This window comes from Thainema salinarum CENA647, from assembly GCF_057732415.1.
The window spans coordinates 710,990-736,031 of record NZ_JBYJZJ010000022.1 but is presented as its reverse complement, the minus strand read 5'-3'; the positions used below and the strand labels follow the sequence as shown (position 1 = coordinate 736,031).

The 25,042-nt window shown below is 50.6% G+C and carries 15 protein-coding genes and 1 pseudogene; 8 read left to right on the top strand and 8 right to left on the bottom strand.

The features are described 5' to 3' along the window. Nucleotides 1–61 precede the first annotated feature (61 nt). From AC286M_RS09995 to AC286M_RS09985, 3 genes are all read right to left on the bottom strand, one after another. The gene (locus tag AC286M_RS09995) at nt 62–1,351 is read right to left on the bottom strand and encodes a glucose-1-phosphate adenylyltransferase (protein WP_488204240.1); all 1,290 of its coding nucleotides are present in this window, start codon (nt 1,349–1,351) and stop codon (nt 62–64) included. 159 nt (nt 1,352–1,510) lie between these two features. Further along, nucleotides 1,511–2,878 (bottom strand): FAD-binding oxidoreductase, encoded by a 1,368-nt coding sequence (locus AC286M_RS09990; protein WP_488204239.1) that lies wholly within the window; start codon nt 2,876–2,878, stop codon nt 1,511–1,513. After that, a complete protein-coding gene (locus AC286M_RS09985) occupies nt 2,879–4,234 on the bottom strand; it encodes a cytosine deaminase (RefSeq protein WP_488204238.1) in 1,356 nt (451 codons plus the stop codon). It abuts the gene before it with no gap. 389 nt (nt 4,235–4,623) lie between these two features. Here AC286M_RS09985 and AC286M_RS09980 point away from each other — a divergent pair, with 389 nt between their 5' ends. Further along, complete coding sequence (locus tag AC286M_RS09980; protein WP_488204237.1) at nt 4,624–5,559, top strand: hypothetical protein; 936 nt, start codon at nt 4,624–4,626, stop codon at nt 5,557–5,559. Between the two features lie 158 nt (nt 5,560–5,717). Then, nucleotides 5,718–6,347, top strand: a complete 630-nt coding sequence (locus AC286M_RS09975) for a DUF6391 domain-containing protein (protein ID WP_488204236.1) — start codon at nt 5,718–5,720, stop codon at nt 6,345–6,347. A 169-nt stretch (nt 6,348–6,516) separates the two neighbouring features. Here AC286M_RS09975 and AC286M_RS09970 read toward each other — a convergent pair whose 3' ends face one another. Further along, nucleotides 6,517–7,641 (bottom strand): T6SS phospholipase effector Tle1-like catalytic domain-containing protein, encoded by a 1,125-nt coding sequence (locus AC286M_RS09970; protein ID WP_488204235.1) that lies wholly within the window; start codon nt 7,639–7,641, stop codon nt 6,517–6,519. A 318-nt stretch (nt 7,642–7,959) separates the two neighbouring features. On the opposite strand from AC286M_RS09970, the gene AC286M_RS09965 reads away from it, so the two are divergent. Continuing rightward, nucleotides 7,960–8,373, top strand: a complete 414-nt coding sequence (locus AC286M_RS09965; RefSeq protein WP_488204234.1) for a nuclear transport factor 2 family protein — start codon at nt 7,960–7,962, stop codon at nt 8,371–8,373. 171 nt (nt 8,374–8,544) lie between these two features. On the opposite strand, the gene AC286M_RS09960 is transcribed toward AC286M_RS09965, so the two are convergent. Further along, complete coding sequence (locus AC286M_RS09960) at nt 8,545–8,745, bottom strand: hypothetical protein (RefSeq protein ID WP_488204233.1); 201 nt, start codon at nt 8,743–8,745, stop codon at nt 8,545–8,547. Between the two features lie 20 nt (nt 8,746–8,765). Between AC286M_RS09960 and AC286M_RS09955 the strand changes: the two are divergent. Beyond that, nucleotides 8,766–9,843 (top strand): annotated as a pseudogene (locus AC286M_RS09955) (ISAs1 family transposase). Here AC286M_RS09955 and AC286M_RS09950 read toward each other — a convergent pair. Both AC286M_RS09950 and AC286M_RS09945 read right to left on the bottom strand, forming a co-directional pair. After that, nucleotides 9,837–11,126: an adenylate/guanylate cyclase domain-containing protein gene (locus AC286M_RS09950; protein ID WP_488204232.1), complete on the bottom strand. Its 1,290-nt coding sequence runs from the start codon at nt 11,124–11,126 to the stop codon at nt 9,837–9,839. The pseudogene AC286M_RS09955 and the gene AC286M_RS09950 sit on opposite strands and share 7 nt — an antisense overlap. Beyond that, nucleotides 11,092–14,631: a response regulator gene (locus AC286M_RS09945; RefSeq protein ID WP_488204231.1), complete on the bottom strand. Its 3,540-nt coding sequence runs from the start codon at nt 14,629–14,631 to the stop codon at nt 11,092–11,094. Before AC286M_RS09945 ends, AC286M_RS09950 begins: the two co-directional genes overlap by 35 nt. A gap of 484 nt (nt 14,632–15,115) precedes the next feature. On the opposite strand from AC286M_RS09945, the gene AC286M_RS09940 reads away from it, so the two are divergent. Next, on the top strand, nt 15,116–16,168 hold the full coding sequence (locus AC286M_RS09940) for a hypothetical protein (protein WP_488204230.1): 1,053 nt from the start codon (nt 15,116–15,118) through the stop codon (nt 16,166–16,168). Nucleotides 16,169–16,207: 39 nt separating this feature from the next. On the opposite strand, the gene AC286M_RS09935 is transcribed toward AC286M_RS09940, so the two are convergent. Continuing rightward, nucleotides 16,208–17,473, bottom strand: coding sequence for an AEC family transporter (locus AC286M_RS09935; protein ID WP_488204229.1), 1,266 nt, complete (start codon nt 17,471–17,473; stop codon nt 16,208–16,210). 816 nt (nt 17,474–18,289) lie between these two features. Here AC286M_RS09935 and AC286M_RS09930 point away from each other — a divergent pair. The 3 genes from AC286M_RS09930 to AC286M_RS09920 all read left to right on the top strand — a co-directional run bounded on the left by AC286M_RS09930 (nt 18,290) and on the right by AC286M_RS09920 (nt 24,780). Then, on the top strand, nt 18,290–19,957 hold the full coding sequence (locus tag AC286M_RS09930; protein WP_488204228.1) for an efflux RND transporter periplasmic adaptor subunit: 1,668 nt from the start codon (nt 18,290–18,292) through the stop codon (nt 19,955–19,957). Nucleotides 19,958–19,959: 2 nt separating this feature from the next. Further along, nucleotides 19,960–23,250: an efflux RND transporter permease subunit gene (locus tag AC286M_RS09925; protein WP_488204227.1), complete on the top strand. Its 3,291-nt coding sequence runs from the start codon at nt 19,960–19,962 to the stop codon at nt 23,248–23,250. Nucleotides 23,251–23,595: 345 nt separating this feature from the next. Further along, the gene (locus AC286M_RS09920) at nt 23,596–24,780 is read left to right on the top strand and encodes a DegT/DnrJ/EryC1/StrS aminotransferase family protein (protein WP_488204226.1); all 1,185 of its coding nucleotides are present in this window, start codon (nt 23,596–23,598) and stop codon (nt 24,778–24,780) included. The last annotated feature ends 262 nt before the right edge of the window (nt 24,781–25,042 follow it).

Genomic DNA, 25,042 nt, shown 5'->3' with positions numbered 1-25,042 from the left:
TGTAGGGATGTATGGACTTAGCCCTTGTGTAAATAACAAGATCAAGCCACGCAACCCAAGCCTAAATCACCGTGCCATCCGGAACCACCGCATTTTTGACCACGACGACAATACCGTTGCGAATCAAGAAGCCTTGATCTTCCCGATCGGCTTCTTCAACGTTGTCCTTGTTGATGATCTTCACATCTTTGCCGATACGAGCATTTTTATCGATGATGGCACCGCGAATGACGGAATTCTCACCGATGCCCATCGGTACTTGTCCCTCTTTGAAAGCATGAACACGCATTTCAGAAGCCTGATAGAAATCAGAACCCATTAACAGGGAATCTTCAATTACACAGTTTTCATCAATGCGGGTACGAACTCCCAGCACTGAGTGATGAATGCGGCAGTTTTTCAAAATGCAGCCATCACCCACAATCGACTCCGTGATTTCGCAGTTCAGCATCTTGGTCGGTGGCAGAAAACGAGGACGAGTGTAAATCGGTGCTTTCTCGTCGTAGAAGCTGAAGCTAGGCCGAGGCTGTTTCGTTAGAGCCAAATTGGACTCATAAAACGCCTTGATCGTTCCGATGTCTTCCCAGTAATCATCAAACAGGTAAGCTTGCAGATTATGGGTGTCGATCGCGCTGGGAATAACCTCTTTACCGAAATCGGTTTCATCTTTAGATTGCTGAAGCAGATCAATCAAAACCTGCTTCTTAAAGATGTAAATTCCCATTGAAGCGATGTAAGGTTTAACCTTTGCCGCCTCTGCATCTAGACCAAGAGTGGTTGTGTCTACCTGCATTTGCTTCAGCGCGTCGCCCTTGGGCTTCTCGCTAAAGTTGATCACCCGACCGCTATCGTCGATTTTCATCAGGCCAAAGCTGCTGGCCCGCTCTTCATCGATGGGCAGTACAGATAAGGTAATATCTGCACCTGTTTCGCGATGGTGTTCAACAAACTTGCCGTAATCCATCCGATACAGATGATCACCGGAAAGGATGAGATACTCATCTACATCCCAATCTTTCAGTAGCCAGAGGTACTGGCGTACAGCATCCGCTGTACCCTGGAACCAGCTTGGATTTTCTTGAGTTTGCTGTGCAGCCAGCACTTCAACAAAGCCATCGCTAAAGACCGAGAAATTATAGGCTCGGGCAATATGCCGATTGAGCGATGTTGAGTTGAACTGGGTTAAAACATAGATTTTAAGAATTCCTGAATTGATGCAGTTACTAACTGGAATATCAATAAGACGATATTTACCTGCTAACGATACTGCTGGCTTGGCGCGCTGCTTGGTTAGCGGATAAAGCCGCGTTCCCGCACCGCCCCCTAAAATAATTGCAAGCACTCGTTTCACAGCAACCTCCATTTGCCAGACATGTCTCCCCCCTAGTGTCCGACTGAGAGGCCAACTTGGCAAGAGGCGAAAGGCAGATATTCTCTGGGATGTATCTCAGTTAACAGCGGGTTTACAAAATCCGATTTGAAAAACAATGAAATAATTTACGCCAAAAGCTTACTCTCCTGCCCCTCTCTCCATCCACCCCCGCATCTTGCCAGGATTGAGCAAACCGTAGGGATCAACTTCTTGCTTAAAGTTGACCTGAACGGTGTCGATGGTCTTGCGTCCACCATCTTCCAGAATATAGGTGTGGGGATTGGCGATGAGCGCTCCCTGCGCTTCGTGGTAGCGGATGATCTCGTTCAGCCGTTCTTCTGTGGAATAGCGCACAATTTGTAGTGCAGCGGGGATAACGCGGCCTTGCGATCGCAAAAATTCAATATGCATCATCACCTCATCACCGAAATGCTCGTACATGTGCTGTAAAAGTTCGAGTTCCGGATCGTAGGGGAACATGGTTTGCAGGTAGGTCAGCGTCGGATCAACGCTGCGGGCGTGGAGGGTGGAGTGGTTCCAGGTAAATTCCAGCAGTGGCGCTTTGCGGTTGGGATCACCCGGTGCTTTTTCGTAGGTAATCGTACCGCCCCAGGCTTGAACCAGATCGCGAAACGGTTCCAAATTGGTATCGGCGATCATGACTAAAACCGCGTGCTGCTGCTCCGGTAGAAAGGACTGGAGGGCAGCAAAGTAACTGGGAATGGGCCAAGCGTGAACACTGACCAACTTTTTAATAATCGGATCGGCATCACCCAGTGCCTGCCCAAAGCGAGCCGCCGTCATAAACTCGTCGAAGGTGACAATGCAGTCCACCCAGTTGTAGGCAGTGCCCAGCGGTACTTCTAATTCAGTGATAATGCCATTGGTGCCGTAGGCGTGGTTCACTTTCTGCACCTCATCGCCGCGCAGTTCCAGCACCCGTGGTTGCTCTTCTAAAGTGATCACTTTGACAGCGATTAGGCTGCCGCGATCGCGCAGTTGACCATAGAGAATTGAGCCAATGCCGCCGCTGCCCCCGGCAATAAAACCGCCAATCGTGGCCGTGCGGTAAGTAGACGGCACCATCCGCAGTTCCCAGCCTTCCGGACGAGTGGCTTTGTCGATCGCGGCCAGCTTTGCCCCGGCTTGCACCCGCAGCAGTCCCGGTTTAATCCAGCAGATTTGAGTCAGGTGGGACATATCGAGAATGACGCCACCCGCGAGAGGGACACATTGACCGTAGTTGCCCGTGCCTGCACCACGAATCGTCACCGGGATGCGACGCTTGGCGCATTCTGCTGCGACTTGGATAACCTGTTCTTCGGTCGCAGGCCGCACCACGATATCGCCTATTTTGTCGGCCAAAACAGTCTGTAAAACAGGACTAAACGTGTAGTAATCCTGCGAGAGTTTCGCGACCTGATGGGGATCTTGAATCACCTCAACGCCATCTAGGGCAGCAATAAAAGCGTCCCAATCAATACCGTGAACCGGGCTAACCGTCATTTAACCTAACTCCAAGGGCATCAAATCATCTAATTCAGCATAATCTGGCAGGGTGGTATCAATCGGTTGTCCTTTACGCAGAACGAGCCGATCATGTTGCGATCGCGCCACTAGTTCATTCAAATTCCGGGCCTTAAAGACAATTAAATCTGCCGTGTTGCCTTCACTAATCCGCCCCACATCTTCAAGCTGCATTAAATCCGCTGCCGTCCAGGTGTTGGCACGGGGCCAGTCGCCAAAGGGTCGATCAAGTTGCCCAATCCGCACCGTCTGCTGAAACACTTCCCAACCGTCGTGATCGCCATAGGCGTAAAACGGATCGCGGCAGTTATCACTTGCGATCGCAACTGGAATACCCCGCTGCTTGAGTTCGGGTAGCAATGTCACACCACGTAACCGAGGCATTCGGCCAATCATCCGGTCTTGCAGATACATATTGCACATCGGCAAGCTGACCACACCGATACCTGCCCGCTGGACGGCATCCATCGTGACGTTGGCCACGTCCTCAGACTGCACCGACAGGCTACAGCAGTGACCACAGACAATATGGCCGCTGAATTCCTGCTTGAGCGCCATCTCAGCGATATGGCGCAGGGCCACATCCTCGGGATTGACGCTTTCGTCCACATGGAAATCTAAATCTAACCCCCGCGACTGCGCCAGTTGAAAGACTCGTTCAAGCTGGATGTCCAGTTCCGGATTCATATAGGCGACGCCGCCTAAAATGCCGCCGTATTCGGCATACCAGTCGGCCAACTGCTCAGCTTCTGGCTTGAAGAAATAATCTAACGAGACGAGTGATACGGCCTGTAGCAAAATGCGATCGCGCCACTCTTCCCGTAGCTGGCTAAACACTTCCAAGCTCTTTTTAGCCTGTTCACCAAAGGAATCGAGATGGGTTCGAATCGCCTTCGTACCGTGCGCATAGGCACAACGTAGGCCAAATTCCATCCGGCGATACAAATCGTCTGGTTGCCAATACTCATCCTGGTCGCGCCGACAAGCCTCCAGTGCATCGCTAAACGTACCGCTGGAATTAGGCATCCGATACCACACGTGCCCCTTGTCCAAATGGGTATGCAAATCCGCAAAGCAGGGCCAGACCAAACCGCTGCGGCAGTTAACCGTCGGCACTTCTCCGAAAATAGCCGTTCCTGATGGGACAATCCGCACGATTACGCCATCCCGTAATTCAATATCAGCACCCACTAAATCTTCTGAGATGGGCTCCTGCTGATAGGCCGGAATGGGTGACTTGTACTCAGCCTGATCCAGTAAACAAAGAGGAATATGGGTATTTGTCAACCAGTAGTGGGATGCCCGTGGAATTAACTTGCTTAAGTCGCTAGTCATAAATGGAATGCTCTAGTAGGGCGAGTCTGGATGAAATCTGGATAGTGGGATAAGAGGTTGCGATCGCAGAAGAGATTAAGTGTTGGACATTTGACCAACGATCGTAAAAGTAAAGATTTATGTTGAGAGAGGGTTGAGCGCAAATCGCCACATTCTGCTTATAGATCTAAATCTGCAAATCAGCTAGATACATCAGCATCGCAGCCTAAATCTACAGGAAAACTATAGATTCGTCCATGTAAAACACATCAGCAACAACAATATTCTTGTACCAGTTCACTCTTAAATGACAAGTCCGAGTTAGACCAGTCAGTCAAGAATTAATCACGAAACAGTCACAAACCGAAAGTCCGCAATCGTATCGTTTATCGTTACGTAACAGTTTGCCTGTGCGCCGATGTAGAAACGGACGCAACGCTAAGAAGTGCGCTATCGTTGAGGGGTTAAGGGGTCTGTTAATTGGCGCACCGATTCGGTATCGCCGCCATGTTCAAGCCCAGTGTGATGGAGTTCATGAGGGACGGATGATGCGTAAGCTTTTTCTTGTAGTCCTATCCGGTGCCTTCGCCCTATCAATAAGCGGCTGTCAGCTTTTTGGGGGCGGCGGAGAGGATCAGGCTGACACCAGTGAGGTAGTAGTTCCAGTGCCGGAAGAGCCAGCTAAAGCAGAGGCTGAAGCAGAAGCTGAGGAAGCACTGCCCACTCCTCCAGAGGCGTCCGATTTGACCAGCGCTGAGCTCATTCAATCCACCGATGCTGATGCTCGTGTTCAGCAGATCTCATCTGGGGTAGGGGCTCGTGAAGATCCCTTTGCTAATTTGCCAATTCCACCGCCACCCGTTCCCGTCTCGCAGATCCAGCCTGGTACACCTGGAGGGCGCACAGCTCCCGGTGGAGGTGCTACGCCAGGAGGCAGAACGCCAACGACCCCGGCTAATCCGCCCAATGTTCAGCCACGCACACCGAATCAACCTGGCCCAGGTCAAGGACAGCCATCTGGTGGGCAGCCGGGTGGGCAGCAACCGTCTAGTCCGCTAGCGCCCGGTAATATCGCCGTGGCACCCACTCCATCTGTAGAATTAGCCACCGCCGTTGTAGTTACGGGAGTTGTTGAAGTCGGTGGCGTTGATTATGCCATTGTTGACGTCCCCAACGAGCCGAGCCGCTATGTGCGTGAAGGACAGCGGATTGCCAATGGTCAAGTTTTGGTCAAGCGCATTGAAGTACGTGAAGGCGGCGAACCTCGGGTGATTCTAGAGCAAAATGGCGTTGAGGTGGCCCGTCGCGTCGGAGAAGGAGCAGTTGCAGAAGAAGCAACGGCTTAGTTACGTCCATAAGCTGAAAAGTCGGCAGTGCTGATTTTGGGGATGAATTGGAATATCAAGGCGCTGCCTCTACATCCCAATTCATCCCCAAAAATTAAGCAGCCCCGAAAAGTTAGTTTTAGCTCGCACCCCTCAAAAGAGGCTGAAAGTAAGGTTTCATGGTAGCAGCTTCAGATTTTCAATTCCCGGCTTATCATCCTTATCCATATCAGGACAGCAATCTGTTGGCTCAACTGCACTACCTGCCTGGGCTAAGGGAGTTGCTGATGGTGCGGCAGGTGCACGCGCTTGAACATGCCACGGTGTGGGTGTTGGGCGAAATGCGATCGCGACAGGCTGGGTTGCCTCATGAAACTGAAAGCTTTGGTGGATTTTCAACGGAGCAGGGGTTTTACCTGTACGGCTCTGTGACAACGGCAATGCTCAGGCGAGCAGTGACGATTGCGCTGCATCGGCTCACCCAGGGGGATTGGCAGCTTGCCATCCATCCGCGCTGTGGCACGAATCTGTCAGTAGGCATGCTGCTGGCCTCTGGCTTTGCGTTAGGGCTGCATGTTTTCTTGCCCAAAGGCCCTATTGAGCAACTGCTGGGATTTGGAGTCGCGACTGCTGCCGCCGCCCAGTTAGCTCCAGAATTGGGTGCGATCGCACAGCAGTACATCACAACGGCCATTCCATTTAACCTAGCCGTTGATCGGGTTGTTGAGGTGCCGGATGATGCCACGGGTCGGCCTACCCACTTTGTACAGGTGCACTGGGTGGATCTCAAGGAGCCGCTGGCAGCTTAACGGGTCTTCTTCACTAGACTTTATTTCCAATAAAGTTTTTGGGGTTGGAAATTGTTTTGTAGCGCGGCGAAGCCGCGCTACAAAACAATTTCCAATAAAGTCTACTGAAACTAAAGAGTACGACAGAGGGATGCAGCAAGAGCCGCATCCCTCTGTTTTGCTTAGGAGTTTAGGCTTGCAGCTGTTCGAGCAGCGGATTTTTGTAGGTTGAATCTTTGCTGAGTCGATCCATGACAGTGGGATGGATTTTAGCTTGGGGCGGATTTTTGCGGCGATGCGGCATAAACGGCGGCCAATTGAAAATCCAGAATAGGAAATTGATCAATTTGGTTGTTGAGGTTTGATACGGGTGTAGTGGATACTGCTGCTGGCGATTCGCTTCAATCACATCCGGATTCAGCTTGAGGGGGAGCCCCATCGCCTTTATTGTTTCGGTAACCCAAACAAAGTTAATCGCAGATAGCTGGCGGGTGCCGCCACCGCAGCAGCCGTGATTACCGATGAACCAGCACTGCTCCAGTTGGGTAGGGCTATTGGACGGTAGATTCATCGGAGTCAGATCAAACACGCGCCGATCTTCATTGAGTGCGATCGCATGAATGGCATTTTCAATAATCGGACTGAGATTTGTATCGTGGAAGCTGTGCTTGAGATTAAATATAGTTTCCAGTACCCACTTCAGCGGCATCAGTGGCGGAATTCTAGGAATTCCCAGCGAGCCAACCGTATCCCAACAGGCCAACAGCTTAATTTTCACCTCATAGGGCATGCTGTGCTCCTGCCGAAACGCTTTGATTGTGTCTTCAAATGCCTGATGTTCCTGGGGTTGCTGCTTGGGCTTGGGCTTGGGCTGCCGATAGAGCTTGTAGGCTTTCCACAACTGATTGAGCTTATCCTGACGCATCAGTCCAATTCGACTAATCAGTCCGCCCAAGCTGCGAATGGTATAAGAGCCACGGCTGAATCCGAAGAGATAGATTTCATCACCAGGGCAGTAGTTCATGCAGAGAAACCGATAGGCTTCCAGAATATTAGCATCAATGCCAAGGCCAATCGTGCCACCTAAAAAGCGATCAATGGTTAGATAGCCCGTGCCCACACCGTCATCATAAAACACGATTTGTGGCACCCCGGTTTGCACCCCGGCGGCAGTTGCATCGGTTTGATCGCATTCTTCCGGCGGATCGTAGGGCAAAATCGCTTTGGCAATTTCTGCAACGTTACTATGGGAGACCTGGGAGGGGCGCTGTAGAGAATTCCAGGTACCATCACAACAGACGATTAATCGTTTCATCGCATTCCGAAGGGGTATCTTTTATTTCTGTTCAAATCATATTCACTGTATTCAGGATTTGCCTAGGTGGATAGTCCCCGCATGGGTAATCATTCAATCTTCGCACTACCTTAAACTTGTAGGTAGCCGCCAAACAGACAGGATGCGGGGCTGTATGGGCATCCCTCACGTAAACCCAACATTATGATCTGAATATCACTTCTGAGTATCCCTACCAAACTTTGGGCATAGTAGGCATAGATTGCCAAACCCGCTGCTTGCATTCTTGAGCCATTTTTGAAGCCCTTTTGTTACGAAGCTATTGAGATAGAGTTACTAATGAATAGTCGCGATCGCATTCGTCATGAACCCACTCCTTTGCTGTTAATTACGGCTCAGCTTGGCTTTGAAGCATTTCAACATGGCTTAGCTACGGGAGAGTGGCAGTCATTTCTCAAGTTGATTACCGACGACTTTACCTTTGAATTTCCGATTGGCAAATTCCAGGGAACCCACAGTGGGAAGGAGAAAGCGGCTGAGTTTTTCGCCTACGTGTCTCAGTTTTTTCCGCAAGGGCTCCAGCTAATCGTCAAACGGATTACCTGGAATGACTATACTGTCGTCTTTGAGGTGCAATCCGAAGGTGAGGTGATGGGCAAACCCTATCAAAATCAGGCGGCGATTTCGTTTGATATCCGTGGCGAACACATTTGTGGCTATCGTGAATACCTCGGTATCTTGTACCAGTTCTAATGCTAGTCCTGTGTCAGATATGAAGCATAAACATTAGACTTTATTGGAAATAAAGTTTTTGGGGTTGGAAATTGTTTTGTAGCGCGGCGAAGCCGCGCTACAAAACAATTTCCAATAAAGTCTATTCTTGATACTGTCTTTGTACGTACTGTCCTGATCCGTGCGATCGCACTAATATCTCACTTCAAACACTTCGATGCCGTTGCGTTTACCCTTGAGCTGCACCGTGCCCATTTCCTTGAAGTCAAAATCAGCACGAGTCGCCTCATACACACTGCGGCTGACCAGGATTTGGCCGCCTTTGGCAATGCCCTGGAGACGGCAGGGCTGATTTATTGATGAGAGAAAAAAGATAATGAGATAGGTAACCATTTTTGCACAACAACTAAACCATGAGCCTCATCAGCCATCTCAAGCAAATTCCAGACTTTCGAACTCAACCGCGATATCCCCTGTGGGTCGTGCTGCTTTTGATCATCATGGCAACGATGAGTGGGTGCTTGGGTTACCGAGCGATTGAAGATTTCGTCGAACGGCATCAAACGGTGTTGCTGGACTGTTTAGAGCTGCCTCACACCCGACTGCCCGCCTACTCAACGATCCGCAAGGTGATCGTGCGAACCAACTTTGAACACCTGAGTCAAGCCTTCAATGACTGGGCAACAACGGCATTTGCGCCCCAAACCGGAGAACAACTGGCCACCGATGGCAAGAGTATCAAGGCAACCGTCACAGACTATGACCAAAGTTATCAAGACTTCGTCAGTGTCGTCTCTGCCTTCAGTGTGCAACAAGGGGTCGTGGTTGGACTCCAATCGATGCGAAACCAACAGCAAAGTGAGATTGTCACCGTGCAGACCTTGTTAGATGTCTTGCAATTCAAAGGAGTTTGCTTCAGTTTTGATGCGTTGCACACTCAAAAAAACGGTTGAGCAGATTATTGCCAGTGGCAATGACTACCTGATGGCCGTCAAGCCGAACCAACCTAAGCTGTTTGAGCATCTGCGAACCCAGTTTGAGCAATCGTTACCCACCAGTTCAGATTGCCAAGTTGAACGAACGCGTGAGCGCCAAACAAGTCGTACCGTCAGTGTTTTGGAATCAGTCGCAGGGATAGACCCCGGTTGGGTTGGAGTCGAGCGCATGGTTCGAGTCGAACGAGTCGGAACTCGTGACAACCAGCCTTACACTCAGACCATGTTCTACATCAGTTCACTCCCGTTGGATGCCGTAGGCTTTGCTCAGCACATTCGCTCTCATTGGCACATTGAGAATCGATTGCATTGGCCAAAGGATGTCGTGCTTCATGAAGATCACGCCCCTTTGTGTGATGGTCATGCACCGACCAATTTTGCGATTGTGCGAACGATTGCGGTCAATCTGTTTCGCCAAGCCGGATTTGCCTCCATCACCAAGGGACTGCGGCATTTAGCCCACGATATCCCCCGTCTATTTTCCTTTTTTCAATAAATCAGCCCTGCCTGGAGACGGGAGGCGGTGTTGACCTCGTCGCCAATGGCGGTGTAGTCCGTATGCTGCGGTGAGCCAATGTTGCCGACGATGACGCGCCCAGAGCTGAGGCCAATTCCAGTATGGAAGTTCTCGCGAATCCAATCAATTGGGATCGATTGGAGGCACTGCTGCATTGCGATCGCAGTTTGAATGGCCTGCTTCTCATGATTGGGCACGGGTGACGGTGCGCCAAACAGGGCGACAATCATGTCACCGACGAATTTATTTACCGTGCCCTGGTGGCTGAAAATGATGTCCACCATGTAGCTGAAGTATTCGTTTAGGTAGCCGACGATCCGCTCTGGCTCTAGCTCTTCGCACTGGGTGGTGAAGTTGCGAATATCGGAAAACAGAATGGTGATGTTTTTGCGGACGGGGGCGAGGGAAATATTGCCCTTCGATTCCAGAATCGCCTGCACCACCTGGGCAGGGACGTAGCGCTCCAGGTTGCTTTTGATGCGGGCTTCTCGTAACTCCTGCTCATGCAGCAGAGCGTTTTCAATCGCTGCCGAGGCTTGGGAGGCTAGGGCATTCAGGCGTTTCAGGTCACCAGCGGTATAGCTAATCGGCGTTGTACTGCCTACGACTAGCAGACCGATGCTCTGGTCTTGATTCTTCAGCGGCGTGCAGATCAGGGAGTGATACTGGGCATCGCAGGTGTGGCAGCGGGGGTCGGTACTAACATCGTTGACGATTTCGCCGATCCCCTTCTGAAAGACGCTGCCGATAATGCCTTGACCGACCGTAATGTCACTGGCATTAAAAGCGCGATCGCAGAATTCGGCAATAGTCTCAAAACTACCTTGAGCTTTGTCGTAGAGCACTACTGCACCACAATCGCCCTGCACCAGCTTTTTCGCTTCATCCAGTACCAAACTAGCAACGGATTTTAAGTCGAGCTGCGCGGTGATCTGCTCGGAAATGCTGTAGAGCAGCGAGATTTCCTTATACCGATCTAGCGTTTCACGCGCCAGGGCTTTCTTTTCCAGTTCGCGCTGTCCCAGAAACGAAAGGAGAGTTGCGATCGCAACTGAATCTGCTTTGCCCATGACGTAGCCGAGTACCTGATCTTCAAGCGTGATGGGCGTTTTCAGCGCATAATCGAGCCGATACTCGCCCAGCAGCACCGTGCCCTCACTGGACTGGATGCAGAAGGGATGTGCGATCGCGCTGGCAAGCTGGTGAAAGACTGCCTGGATATCTTTTTTACGGAGTAGTTGTTTCAGGCTCAGTTGCATCATGGGTATCGTGATCAGCGATCAGCAGAAATGAAATATGTTCTAGCCCTTTCTTTAACTTGAGCGTTTTCACCGCGTCGGATCGTTCCCAGAAGTTGGCGTTGGCAATCACCATTTCCGGCTGAGCCGCCAGCACTTTTTCCATCAGTTCAGTTTCGTTGCTGGCTTCGGCAACTGTAAATCCTTTGGTTTTAAGCACGTCCACCAGCGTTTGCACCGTCAGCGCATCTTCATCGACAACCAAGACCCGACGCTTTGATCCACCCTGAGAAATCAGTTCCCGCACCGCTTGCAGCAGTTCCTCGGTATTGATCGGCTTCGTTAAATAGCGATCGACACCAATCTGCTGCCCGCGTTCCTGATGCTCCAAAATTGACAGAATCATAATCGGGATGCCCATCGTCAGCGGGTCATTCTTAATCACCGCTGCCACGTCAAACCCGTTCACATCGGGCATCATCACGTCCAAAATAATTAGATCCGGCGCGACCTGCTTGACCCTACCGATAGCTTCCCGCCCATCCTGAGCCTCTTCAATGTGATAGCCCTCGGCTTCCAGATGCTGCCGCAGCAGTTCGCGAATGTGGGCTTCGTCGTCCACAATCAGAACCGTTTTGGCGGTCGAGTCAATTACCGGAATAGAAGCCAACTTTTGAGACGGGGCCAGTTGTTGCAGCAGCGAATTGAGGTCAATCCGCTGCACCTGATCGCGAGTTCCCGACTGAACAGGCAGCGTAAACCGGAACGTGCTGCCCTTGCCCAGTTCGCTCTCAACCCAGATGCGCCCCTGATGATGCTCCACAATCTGAGCGCAGATCGGCAGGCCCAGGCCCGTGCCCTTCGGTTTATCGGTCAGGGTGTCGCCCACCTGTTTGAACTTCTCAAACACCTTGTCACAGTTTTCCGGCGCAATCCCCGATCCGGTGTCAATCACGCTCACCACGATGTCCTGCTCGATGCAGACCGCACGGCATGTAACAGCACCCTCATCGGTAAACTTGACGGCGTTCGAGAGCAGATTAATCACCACCTGAATTAAGCGATCGCGATCGCCCATAATCGGCGGCAAATCCGGCTCAATCTCCCGCACCAGGCGCAGTTGCTTGGCTTCGAATAGAGCAGAAGTTGCTGCGATCGCACGTTCGATCACCTCGGCAATGCTGAGCGATTCCATTTTCCACTCGACTTTGCCCGCTTCCATCTTGGCGATATCGAGCACGTCGTTGATCAGCGTTGTCAGCCGCGTCCCTTCGGTCAAGATAATGTCGATATTGTCCTTCACCTGGCGCACGGTGCGCTTCACCCGCTTGTCGTCTGACTCAACCAGGGGAAATACCACGTCGTCCAGCTTTTTCTTGATGATCTTGGCGAAACCGAGGACGGAGGTCAGCGGCGTCCGTAACTCGTGAGAGACCGTCGAGATAAAGTCCGTCTTCATCTGATCGACTTCTTTTTCGGCGGTGATGTCGCGGATTAGGATGACGGTGCCGAGTCGGGGTTCGGGGCTGATGGTGGAATCAGATGCTAGTCGTTCATGGTTAATCGTGAAGTCAGAAGGGATGGGCTGATTATCGAGGATAGCGTCTGAGTCGGCGTGTTTATGGATGGCAGTTGCGATCGCTTGTCCGGTTCGCCCACCAATCAGCGACAGCTCGGCGGTAAACACTTCGTCTGGAAACTGCTGGGTTTTGTAGATTAAATCTGCCAGATCGCTATCCAGCACCTGCTGACAAGGCTGATTGATGATCTGATGAGCATCCAAACCAAACATCTCGGCAAAGGCGGGATTGGCTTGGGTAATCGTGCCCGCTGCATCGGTGACGAGCAGACCGTCTACCAGGTTGTTAATAATGGTCGTTAGGTAGGCCAGCGTGTCGCGAATCTGAGCGCTGGCTTCCTTGAGTTGTTCAGCCTGGGTGCTGACAATTTCGACCTGCTCTTGCGTCCGTAGATACAAGCTGGCCTGATTAATTGCGATCGCCATTTGGTCGGTGACGGCAGTGAGCAACTTGGCTTCCCGCTCATCCCAGCGGCGGGCCTTGCTTTGCGTGCAGATCAGGTAGCCAATCCGTTTCGGCGTGCCGAGTCGAACAGGCAGCGCAAAACAGCTCTGAATGCCTGCCTGCTCAACCGCCTGTCGAGCCTCAGCCGTCCAGTCTTGCAGGTTAGTGACCTTGGCAAACCGTAGAGATTCACCCGGCTTTGTATGCTGAGCCAAGCTCTCAAATAGGGCTGCTTCCTGCTCGCGGGTTAATCGGGGCTGGTTGGTGGAAACATAGTCGCAAACCTTAACGAACTGATTACTGTGCAAATCTAACCAGGCAAAGGCCACTCGATCCAGCTTAAGCAGATTGGCCACTTCTTCCACTGTGGTTTGCAGAATGGTATCGAGATCCAAAGACTTACGAATCCGCCGTGTCATCCGGTTGAGCAGGGCTTCTTCATTGGCGCGATCGCGGGTTTGATCGAGCATCTGCACCTGGCGCAGGGCCGTAATCGTAGCGATCAGCAGCAGACAGCCGATGACTAACGCCAATAAGTTCAAAGCGTGTAGCTCATGCTCCAAGTTCTCACGCGGAATCACCAGCGCCAGCGACCAGTTGGACTGCTGCGAGGGACTGTAGGCGACATAGACCCACTGCCCGTCTATCTCCATCAGCTCCACACCGGACTTTTGCGCCACCATTGAGGCTGCGGTACGAGCCAGAGCTGGATTATTGGAATCTAAAAAGCTGTCCAGTCCCTGGAGAAATTCTTCGTTGGGGTGGGCAATCGGTACGCCGTTGGAATCGAGCGCAAAAGCGTAGCTGCCTTCACCTAATTGGGTGCGATTGACGACATTCGTAACATGGGTGACAGGTATATTGCCTGCAAAATTGCCAATCACCTCCGGTTCAGCATTCGGATCATCCGGTAAGCCCAGGCGCTGTAAGCTTTCCCTACGAATATCAACCCGATCCTCTGGCAGTTGGTCATAATTGGCGGGCGGAAACGACCAAACGGGCACCGAAATATTAATCTGCCGCTTGCCCGTCGTGCGCGAAATAATCATGTCAGACGCTTGTGCCTTGCCCTGCATCGCCATCTGAAAATAGGGGCGGTCAGTCAGGTTCTGACCTTCAGCAAACCCTGTGCGGGTGGTGTAGTAAGTGCCGTCAGGATTGACCAGAATGAACATCCAGAAGTCAGACAGCCGATCCTGTTCTAGCTGAAGATAGGGTTCGGCGATATCCCAGTTCATTGAGCGAATTTCATAGGTTTCGGCCATCGCGGCCACTTCCCCCAGCCGTCCCGATAGCCAAACGTCCACCTCATCTCCGGCTTTTTCCACTTTGGACAGGGCATGATTCTTCAGCGTGTCCAAAATCAGATTGCGGACAAACCAGTAGCTGGTGAATGCCGTCGCGCCAACGGCTAAGATGGTGCCACTAATCAAGAGCAGCGACACGACTCTGTTGCGGGGCTGCCACTCTTTTCTCAGTTGACGCAGATCGGTTGAATATTTCATATGCCGTGGGGGAGGGGAAGTAGCCTTAGAGTGCCCAGGTTTGACCGAGATTTCACGTAACGATGGTTCGCTCCAAACGGGTTTACCAAACATTTTGTAGGGGCAGGTTTCGCCAATCCGTGGTTCGTCCCGTCCGACATGCTGACATCAAAACCTGCCGCGCCTGTCGCTTTATTAGGATATGGAGCGGCTTAGTTTAAATCAGCAGATTAACGAGGCGAGAGAGAAAACCTTAGCCAGCCCAATCGGGTTTGAGCTTGGCTGTCTCAGTGTGAATACTTTTGGCAACCATACAAGTTGTGTAACGACGCGCAAAGCTATGTTTCAGCTCTACATTCCAGACAGCTATTGGTTCTTACGAAGAATATTGCCATTTTTCGTTCAGATAGATGTTTTTTCTGCCAGAAAACCATCAAAGTCAGTAAAATTACTGAACAATGGCGCTCCATGATATCCCAAACATTACAGTAAAAGCGAAGCCAATATGACTATTGATATTACTCAAATCCACGTTCGGATAACATACAAGTACTGGTGCAATGTCCTCGGTTACTGGATTTCAGATAGGGATTTTGTAATATTTGAGAATAAGATAATTGTTGACATTACTTTTGCCACAGTATTTCTACTTTGTTTACTGTTTCTAGCTTCAAATTCAGGATGGATAAAAAACGATTTTAGCGGGCTAGAAAAAGATAGACTTAAGATAATATTTTCTGTTTTCACCACTTTATTTGCTCCTTTTCTGATATCAAGAGCCGTTGCAGACTCGATATATCTTTATCAAAGAAATCACCAGTTGTTTGCAGATCTTTCAAGCATTATAGCAACTCCAATAACCATATTGACAACTGCTACTAGCATAATCCTAGGCAATCTATTTTTAAGGAAATTCGATTTAATAAAAGATAGAGAGAAGGCTCTATCTTTTTTATCTGCCAATATTTCTAATTGCATGCTTTCCCTACTAGAGATTGACCAAAGCTATAAATCTATACGAGACAAAATACAATTAGACCCAGCAAAAAATAGGTTAAACGTATGTCAACTGTCTCAAATGGATTTAGATTTAATAAATAACTGCTATAAAGACTCTTTAAATAAAATTGATTCATCATATAAAACTATAATCTCGGCTTCAGCAAATTTTTATGCGGAGCCAGTTTGCGTAACAAAAGCAATAGACTATATTCAAAACATAAAAATTCATTTGTCTATTGTTTTGCGGAAGATAAACCAAAAAGAAGATAAAGTCAAATGCAATAATATCTCTGATGAACTATTAGATCGAATTATAGATATAAACAATTTGTGGCTTGATGGATTTGATTTATTTCTCAATCTGAGCCGACGCACGAGCAACAAAGACCTACTTGAGCAGTACAAAAAAAGAATCCTAAATATTTACTTGGATTTATTAGATCAGAAGAAGCGTAGAGAGAATGAGGAGAAAGAGATAATAGTAGAGGATGAGGTTATACGCAAGATTGAGGGAATTGCAAAACTATATGGATTCTCAAATGAATTAACGAGTTAAGCGCAACTGTTTCTTTTTGAAACAGTTGCCTTTCCATCTCTACTTAGTTGGGCCGGATTGGGATTGGGATGCTGACAGGGGCGTGATGGATTCCACGAGACTGCACCATTGCAGCTTGAATCCGTAGCGATGCTGACGACTGACGCGCATTTGGAGCGGGAGGCGAATCCGAATCGGTAAACAGCAATAGCCCCATGCGATCGCACATCCCACTAATCCTGCCAATCCCGCTAATCCCAAGTTCAGCGGCTGGGTAAAGCGCATCCCGTTAGAGAAGACAATCATCAATACGCTGATCGAAAAGGGGAAGGAAAGGGCTAATAAAGCTGTGGCAAACTCAACATCAAAAAATGAGTCAGATACGGTGCTGGAATTACCGGATATTTGAGTAGACGACTGTTGAGCAGCTTGTTGATTAATCGTTGTCGCGTGCAGCAGCGGCCAGAGGCTGCAAGAAGCTTGCGGCAGCGCCACAAACAGCATCAGCGCTTCTGGTTCTGTCGGTTGTAAAAGCGCGATCGCAGCGGCACTAATCAAAAATCCCACACCGGATCGGGCTAGCAGAATCGCCAGCGTCTTACCGAGCTGGAGTGATTTCAAATTCAGCGACAGGCCGATATAAATCAAAATCAGCGGCGTCGCGCAGGCCGCCAAGCTATTAATGGCGCTAAAGACAGCCGGTGGCAGCGCTTCCGGCGTGACCCGGAAAAAGGCTAGTCCCAATCCAGCGACAATGGCGATGTTGACAGGCTCCGTGACTAAAAAGCGAACCACGTTCAGCCACTGAGCGGATGACTTAGATGACTGGGGCGCTGATTGTTGAGCTGTTTTGGATTGCTCAGTTTGCGATCTCTGATACCAGATAAAGGCCAGCGTATACAGCCCCACCAGTACAAACAGCTTGTTGCCGACATCGGCCAGTGCGGCCCAGGCCAAACCGTCCCGACCCAAAAACTGCTCAATAAACGGATAAACCGTCAGTCCCGGTGCCAGAGAAGGAAACAGCAGCGCCAGCGCTCTCACCTGCGGCGGGCGATTATCGCGCATAAACCAGCGGGTGAGACCAAAGCCAACGATGATTAAAACTAAATTGATTGCGATCGCAAATGACGGCAGCAGCGCCAGATTGAGGTCAGTATTAATCGACAGCGTGGACAGAAAAATAGTGGCGGGCAGCGCAACGTTGAGAATCAGCGTGCGCAGTGTTTTAACGGAACTCGGATCTGGAAACTTGCCTTTCAGGAGATAACCAATTGCAATCAGTAGCCCAAGTGCGATGGCCTTCTGCGTCACGGAAATGGTCATGGATATCTCTCGCTAAATGGTTTGCACGCAACGATTCGGAAAATGCTCCCATCTATAGAAAGCACCAATTTTTCGCCGATTTATCAAGCCATACGTCGATTTAGGCGACTCCACATCAAAAATTCACTAATTCAGTGATTTTGATAATCTTTGCTCTGCTGATCCGGATCTGCAATCGCGCTTTCTTGACTCATCCAACTAAGCAAAGCCTGTAAAAATACGTAGGCCACAAATGAATACGGATTACGAGTTTGCCGCTCTCTTTACTCTTCCCGTAAATAACTTTCAGTTAGCGGATGGGCGGGTGCTGGGTGCTGGGTTCTAGGTTTGAGGGACTGGGTTTTAGGGAAAGTGGCATTCGCCTCACTTCTCACTCTTTCCAAATAGAGTGTGCAAATCTTTACAGCCCTCTACAGCCTTTTTCCCTCACCAATTCATCCCACAGAGTCACAGATGAAGAACTTCAAGCTACGAATCCTCTTTCGCTGAGGGGATGCTGGAACCACCCTCAAAAAATCAAAATTGAAAGAGCGTTCTGCATACTCTGCGATCGCTCATCACTAGTCGTATCACTCTTAAAATCTTCGCCACAAAACGTTCTAGGGTTCACTGAGAAAATCAGCAGAGATTCGCTAAAGACTTGTATTGCTCTGATGCACTCTGATGCAAGTTTTCCTTTTATCGCTTTGATTTATTACGTTGAAACGCTGTTCTGAACTGTATTTTCTGAACTGCTCAAACTAATTTGTCCCGACCCTTACTGATTTGAATTCCAATCTGTCTGATCGACTGCTGCTTATTGACTGTATCTGCCTTATGTCCCCCCAAAAACAACCCACGCAAGACCGACCAGCCCATCAGCATCCATCTGCAAACGTACCACCCAATCCAGAATCATCTCGGTCTGATGCGGCCAATCCCATGAATGCGCTGGAAGACACAATGGCGGAGCAACGATCAACTGCGATCGCACCCACCGAAGACGACGCAGCGACGGAGCTATCCAGTGTCTCAGCAGATACGAAACAAGATGGCGAGCAGAATTCAGGCATCAAAAAGTACTGGTGGCTGATTCCAGTGCTGGGGCTGGTGGTTGCCGTGGGCGGTGTTACCTTTATTCGATTACAAGAAAACAATGCTCCCGTTGAGGTAACGGAACGGGCCCCTCTATCCGTACAGGCCGTGACGGCAGAACGACAGCCGATTCGCGCCTGGGTGTCCAGTGAGGGCAATGTGCGAGCGGTTGAGTATCAGCATCTCACCTTTGAAGTTGAAGGTGACGTGACGTATTTAGCCGATCGGGATGGTCGTCGCTTGCGGGAAGGCGATCGGGTGAGGGCAGGTGAGCTACTGGCGCGGGTAGATGATCGGCAACTGACCGCCGATGTGCAACAGGCCGAAGCATCTGTGGCCGAAGCCCGTCAGCAGCGGGCCGCCGCCGCCGCCGATGTGGCTCGCGCTCGCACTCAGGTGGCTCAAGCTCGCACCCAGGTGCAGGAAGCTCAGGCGCAGCTCCAGAATGCGCAGTCGGCAAGGAATCTAGCGGCCACCAATGTTGAGCGATACCAGTATTTATCCAATCAAGGTGCTGTATCTGACTTGGAGTTTGACCAGCGCCAGAATGCATTAGAGGACGCTCAGGCGCAGGTGCAGACCGCTCAAGCCAGAGTTGAATCAGCCCGCCAGCAAGTTGCCTCGGCCCAGGCGCAGGTAGACGCGGCTCAGCAGCAGGTGGAGGCGCGGGAATCCGCCATTACAACGGCTCAAGCGCGGCTGTCTCAAGCAGAGGTAGCACTGGAAGGAGCCAGTATTTACGCGCCGTTTGACGGCATCATTGCCTATCTCAATATTTCAGAAGGCGAATACTTTACGCCGCAGGTCGTCACCTCACAGCTTGGGGGCGACTATCAGGGCATCTTAGAGCGAATTCCGATGGTGATTATTGATCCAGCTCAGTACGAGGTGCTGGTTGATTTAGCAGGGCCAACGGGTGAGCAAGTGCAGGCAGGGCAAACGGCCTTTGTTGCCGCAGAAACCGACGTCAATAATCCGACCAATCAAGGTGAGACGTATCAAGACACGCTGATTGCTAGTGCCCGAGCACGAGGAGAAGTCTTTGCCGTCAACCCTGCAATTAGCCCTGGCGGACGCGCCATTGAAGCCAGAGTGCGACTCAATCCAGCCACCACTGGCGATATTCGGCACGGAGAGCAAGTCTTAACCTGGATTGCGGTGGCCGAGAACCCCGATGCGGTTGTGGTGCCGCTCAATGCCATCGTGCGCCGCGATCAGGTGCCCTACGTGTTTGTGGTCAATTCCGAAGGCATGGTGGAGCAGCGCCAGGTAGAGCTAGGGGTTACGGGTATCACCCAACAAGCGATCGCAAGTGGAGTGACGGCTGGAGAACAGGTCGTGACGGCTGGACAAAACCGTTTGGTAGACGGGGCTGTAGTGCAGGTGGTGAATCAGGGGAGTGAAGGATAACAATGAGCGAGTTCAAACGCGCCGATCATGCTCGCACGGATGATGATTACACCGAAAATAACAGCAATAATAGGCACGGCAACGGGCACGACTTGAATAGCAATCGAGATGGCGATCGTCCGGCTCAGCCTCGTGCCAAACGAGCATCGCGGCTGGAGCGCTTCTTTTTTCTCAACACTATTTTCGCGATTCTGCTCAGTCTGCTGATGGTAGTGGGTGGACTGCTGGGCTATTTCGCGATGACGAAGCAGTCCAATCCCGATATCGACATTGCGGTTGCAACCGTCACCACCACCTGGGGCGGAGCCGACCCGACCACAATTGAGCAGCAGGTCACCAGCGAAATCGAAACCGAAATCACTTCGGTTGAAAACGTGAGCGAAATCCAGAGCGCCTCCTACACAGGCTTTTCGGTGATTAATGTTGAATTCACGTCGGAGGCCGATCCGGATCAGGCGATTCAGGAACTGCGACAGGCGGTTTCCCAAACCGAGTCAGAATTACCGCAAGAAGCCGATCAGCCCGTAGTGGAACAGGTTTCAGTCAATGATGCGCCGATTCTGACGCTGGCGCTGTTTGGCGATATTGATCCTACGGTGATTTCGCAAGCCGCAGAAAATATTCAAGACCGACTGGAACAGGTGGCAGGGGTCAGCGAAGTCAATTTGGGCGGGTCGCGCGAAGAGGTGATCAGCGTCCAGATGAACCCGTTTCGCTTAGCAGCACTGGGCATTGCGCCAACAACGGTGGCCAACCAAATTCGCTCGGCCAATCAAGATGTTCCCCTATCGGAAATTGAAAGCGACGTCATTGGCTCACAAGTCCGGTTTTACGGTCGGTTTCGCAGTCTCGAAGACCTGCGTGAATTGCCCGTCGCCCGGCTAGAAGGGCGGGTCGTCCGCCTAGAGGAACTGGCGACCGTGCAGCGCGAGCTGGAGCAGGAGGAGACGCGCGCCTTCATCAGCACCCAAGGCGAATCCTACCAGCCCGTCGTTAGCGTTGGCATTAAAAAGGTGCCAGGGCAGGATTCGATTGAAGTGATTGATCGCATTTTGGCCACGGTGGAGCAGATTCAGCAAAGTCCCAATGACTGGCCCAATGGCATGGAATACAGCGTGATTGCCAACGAGGCGGACATTATTTGGGAGCAGTTGAGCAGCCTGTTTGTCAACGCGCTCCAGGCGATGGCGGCGGTGTTTGTCGTCCTGTTCATTGCCCTTTCCTGGCGCGAAGCACTGATTGCGGGCCTGTCGATTCCCCTGACGTTTTTGGGCACGATGGCGGTGCTCTGGCTGACCGGACAAACGCTGAATAACATGGTGCTGATTGGCATGGTGCTGGCTCTCGGCATCTTGGTGGATGTGTTTATTCTGATGATGGAGGGGATGCACGAGTTCATCTTTGTGCAAGGACTCAGCTTTGATCAAGCAGCCCTGAAAACGGTGAAAACCTATGCTCCACCTGCATTTGCGGGGCAGCTCACTACTATTCTGGCGCTGTTTCCACTGTTGGCGATTAGCGGCACCCTCGGCAAATTCATTCAGCTTTTGCCCTATACGGCGATTATTTGCCTGGTACTCAGTTTTGCGATCGCAATTTTGGTCAATATTCCCCTGTCTCGTTATTTTCTGGCCCATGTCAAAGGGGGAGAGCAAACGTCTCGGATTGACCGTCTGAGTGAAGCCGCTTCTCGTCGCTGGGCGCGTTGGAGTCTCAATCACACCGTCAAGAATAAGAAAACGGCCTGGGCTTGGGTGCTAGGTGCGATCGCGCTGTTTGTTTGTGCAATGGCCTCATTCAGCCAGATCTCGGTTGAGTTCTTTCCCCAAGGCAACCAGCGCAACTTCAGCGTCAACGTTGAACTGCCGCCCACCACGACGCTAGATGTAACCCAGACTGTAGCCGATGACCTGGGCGCGATTCTGCGGGAGCAGCCCTATCTGGACAGCGTGGTCAAATACGTGGGACAGCGCAGTAATCTAGTCGCTTCCGGTGAGCTACAGCCCAGTGAAGGCAGCTATCTAGCGGGTTTTTCAGGCATTTTTCTGCCGGAAGATGAGCGCGATCAGCTGTCGTTTGAATATCTGGATGACCTGCGAGACGAGCTAGAGGCAGCCGTCAGCCAGTATCCGGGCGCAACGCTGGTACTCAACGCCCAGCAGTCCGCCCAGAGCGGTGATCCCATTCAGGTGGAAATTACGGGCAGCAACCTCAGCCAGCTCCGGCAGATTTCGCAGCAAGTCCAGCTGGTGCTGCGCCAAGTCCCCGGTGCCACTGACGTGCGGGACAACTTGGGCGCACTGCAAGAAGATTTACGTCTGATTCCCAAACGCGAAGAGCTGTCGTTTTATGACCTCAGTGAAGATGAGCTAGCTGCCCAGGCCCAGTACTACACGCGGGCAATCGACGTGGGCGACTACGCGATCGGTGGTGATCAGGAAGACCTAGAAATTCGGCTGAGTACGGCTTGGCCCTCACGCGAGGGCAGAGTTGGCGGCCCCACCCGGCGCGATGAGCTGCTGGCGGCTCGCTTCTTTACCAACAATCCCGAAGAGGAAGTTGTTTCTGCCGGAGCCGTCGTCAATGCCGTCCAGGCCGAAGCGCCCCTCTCAGTCACGCGGCGAGACGGGCAGCGCACCGTAACAGTACTGGCCAAGAACCAAAACCGCACGGTGGGCGAAATCTTAGCCGATCTAGAGCCGCAGCTACAAGAGATGCTGCAGCAGGACTGGCCGCAGGGCTACGGCTACAGCTTTGGGGGCGAAACGGAAGACCAAGCGGAAACGTTTGGCTCGGCAGGCCAAGCGCTGGGACTGGCGATCTTTCTGGTCTTTGCCGTCTTGGTTCTCCAGCTTGGTTCGTTTCGGCAACCGTTTATTATCCTGTTGGCTATTCCCTTTGCCCTAATTGGCACCGTCGGTGGCTTTTTTCTAGCGGGTATTCCCTTTTCCTTTTCGGCCTTCATCGGCATCATCGCCTTGGTCGGTGTCGTCGTGAATGATGCGATCGTCATGGTCGATACGATGAACAGCTATCAGCAAGAAGGCATGAGGGTGCGACAGGCTGCCGCTCAAGGTGTAGCCAATCGCCTTCGGCCCGTGCTGACCACCAGTGTTACCACGATCATTGGCCTAATTCCCCTGGCGCTGAGCGATCCCACCTGGATGCCCCTCTGTAGCGCCATCATCTTCGGTCTAATTGCGGCCACTATCAGCGCCTTGGTTGTTGTGCCGTGTCTCTACCTGCTGTTCACCCCAAAGACAGAAAATTTAAATGAAGCAAGCTACGGTTAGCATGCTCAAATCTACTCAGCATACTGGCTAAAAGTACGCAGATAATACGCTGAGGACTTTCGGATCGGATATGCGATCGCAATTCGTCAGCAACAAGGAACGAAAGTTAATCAACTCCCATCTTGCGCCAATACGATAAGCATACTCGCAGCCGCTGCATGAACCAAATCGCCACCCATCTTAATTTTTTCATAAAGCGTTTGACTAAATCGAAGAATTGATAAATTCAGCACAAAATCATTCTTGTTATTGACTTAGGCACAATAAAATCTCGCAAGAGCAAAACCGCAACCAAAGTAGCGATGTACAGAATTAGTACCGTATCAAATTCATGAGATTAAATTAATGAGTACACTAACTTATTCGCTTATTCAGTCTCAGGTTCGCGTAAAACAACTAATGGCAGTCGGCAAAGCTGTCCTAACGAAACAAATTAGCTTTTATCCCAAGTTTCTTGAGGACTTTGAACAACGGTTCGCAAAGTATTCAAACAAGCAATATGCCCTCAGCTTTTGCAATGGCACTTCCGCTATAGAAGCTGCCTTGTTTGCTGCTAATGTCAAACAAGGAGATGAAGTTATTGTTCCGTCTTGTACATTTCATGCATCTATTGATCCTATTGTGAATGCCGGAGCAGTACCAGTTTTTGCCGATGTCGATCAATCATTCACAATCTGTCCTCTGGATGTTGCTAGAAAGATCACCCCTTATACAAAAGCCATTATCGTCGTTCATTTGTTTGGCATTCCTGCTGACATGGATGCTTTAGTGAAGATCGCCAAAGAACGGAACATCACTCTGATTGAAGATGTTTCCCACGCACATGGTGCTCGTTGGGGCGATCAGCTAGGCGGTAGTATTGGTGATTACGGAGCCTTCAGTTTACAAGGTAGTAAAACGGTAGCAAGCGGTGAAGGTGGAATTGTTGTAACGAATCACCTTTTAGGCTACATTCGCATGTCAATGTGGGGACATTTTACGCGACATGCCGATCTATTTTCTAAGATTGATGCGGAGGAGTTTCGTTTTACCGGAGTTGGCTTTAAAAGACGCATGCATCCACTTGGTGCTCTATTAGCAAATGCCGATCTAGATCACATCAACCAGATCAATAAAATCAAATTAAGACATGCGGAAATGCTTGATCAAGAGCTGGCAGAGCTAGACGGTTTTGAGTTCGCCAAACTTTCCCCACAAGCAGTTCGAGGCAGCTTCTATGAAGGATATCCAATTCACGTAACGCAGGCTGGAGCTTCAGCCGCAGATGCTATAAATGCCTTACAGTCTGCTGGTATTCCTGCGAAACCGTTTCCGTTTCCTTTGCATCACAAGCTATCAATTTATACAGATCCTAGATTCCGCGAGGCTTGCCTTAAACAAGAAGTTGCTATTCCTTCTGAGAACTCTGAAATTATTTTACCAATGACAGAAAGTTTGAAGAAGAATTTATTTTTGCTGCCCACCAAACTATTAATTACTCTTAACCAAAAGTCTATAAAACAAATCAAACACGTTCTCAAATCTCTATAGAGATAGACAAGAGACAAATAGCAAGCTCAGACTTATACCTTGTAAATCAAGAACCCGAAGAGGTAGAGCCTTTACCACTTTGATTGAGACAGTTACGAAATCCAACATTTAAACGTTTGAACGTTTTTAGAGTTTCCCAATGTCCTAACCAATGCGGCTACTGCTATATTTGCCACCATAATGTAGCGGAACAATAGCCTATTCGGGTTCTTTCTATTCAGACTCGATGTAACATTGCCAGCTTGTTGATCAAAGTTGGCTG

Excerpts from the sequence above, each read along its gene's own strand:
- AC286M_RS09975 (WP_488204236.1), top strand. The coding sequence starts at position 5,718 with ATGGTAGCAGCTTCAGATTTTCAATTCCCGGCTTATCATCCTTATCCA.
- AC286M_RS09950 (WP_488204232.1), bottom strand. The coding sequence starts at position 11,126 with ATGATGCAACTGAGCCTGAAACAACTACTCCGTAAAAAAGATATCCAG.
- AC286M_RS09960 (WP_488204233.1), bottom strand. The coding sequence starts at position 8,745 with ATGGTTACCTATCTCATTATCTTTTTTCTCTCATCAATAAATCAGCCC.
- AC286M_RS09925 (WP_488204227.1), top strand. The coding sequence starts at position 19,960 with ATGAGCGAGTTCAAACGCGCCGATCATGCTCGCACGGATGATGATTAC.
- AC286M_RS09965 (WP_488204234.1), top strand. The coding sequence starts at position 7,960 with ATGAATAGTCGCGATCGCATTCGTCATGAACCCACTCCTTTGCTGTTA.
- AC286M_RS09935 (WP_488204229.1), bottom strand. The coding sequence starts at position 17,473 with ATGACCATTTCCGTGACGCAGAAGGCCATCGCACTTGGGCTACTGATT.
- AC286M_RS09990 (WP_488204239.1), bottom strand. The coding sequence starts at position 2,878 with ATGACGGTTAGCCCGGTTCACGGTATTGATTGGGACGCTTTTATTGCT.
- AC286M_RS09940 (WP_488204230.1), top strand. The coding sequence starts at position 15,116 with ATGACTATTGATATTACTCAAATCCACGTTCGGATAACATACAAGTAC.
- AC286M_RS09920 (WP_488204226.1), top strand. The coding sequence starts at position 23,596 with ATGAGTACACTAACTTATTCGCTTATTCAGTCTCAGGTTCGCGTAAAA.
- AC286M_RS09985 (WP_488204238.1), bottom strand. The coding sequence starts at position 4,234 with ATGACTAGCGACTTAAGCAAGTTAATTCCACGGGCATCCCACTACTGG.
- AC286M_RS09970 (WP_488204235.1), bottom strand. The coding sequence starts at position 7,641 with ATGAAACGATTAATCGTCTGTTGTGATGGTACCTGGAATTCTCTACAG.
- AC286M_RS09930 (WP_488204228.1), top strand. The coding sequence starts at position 18,290 with ATGTCCCCCCAAAAACAACCCACGCAAGACCGACCAGCCCATCAGCAT.
- AC286M_RS09945 (WP_488204231.1), bottom strand. The coding sequence starts at position 14,631 with ATGAAATATTCAACCGATCTGCGTCAACTGAGAAAAGAGTGGCAGCCC.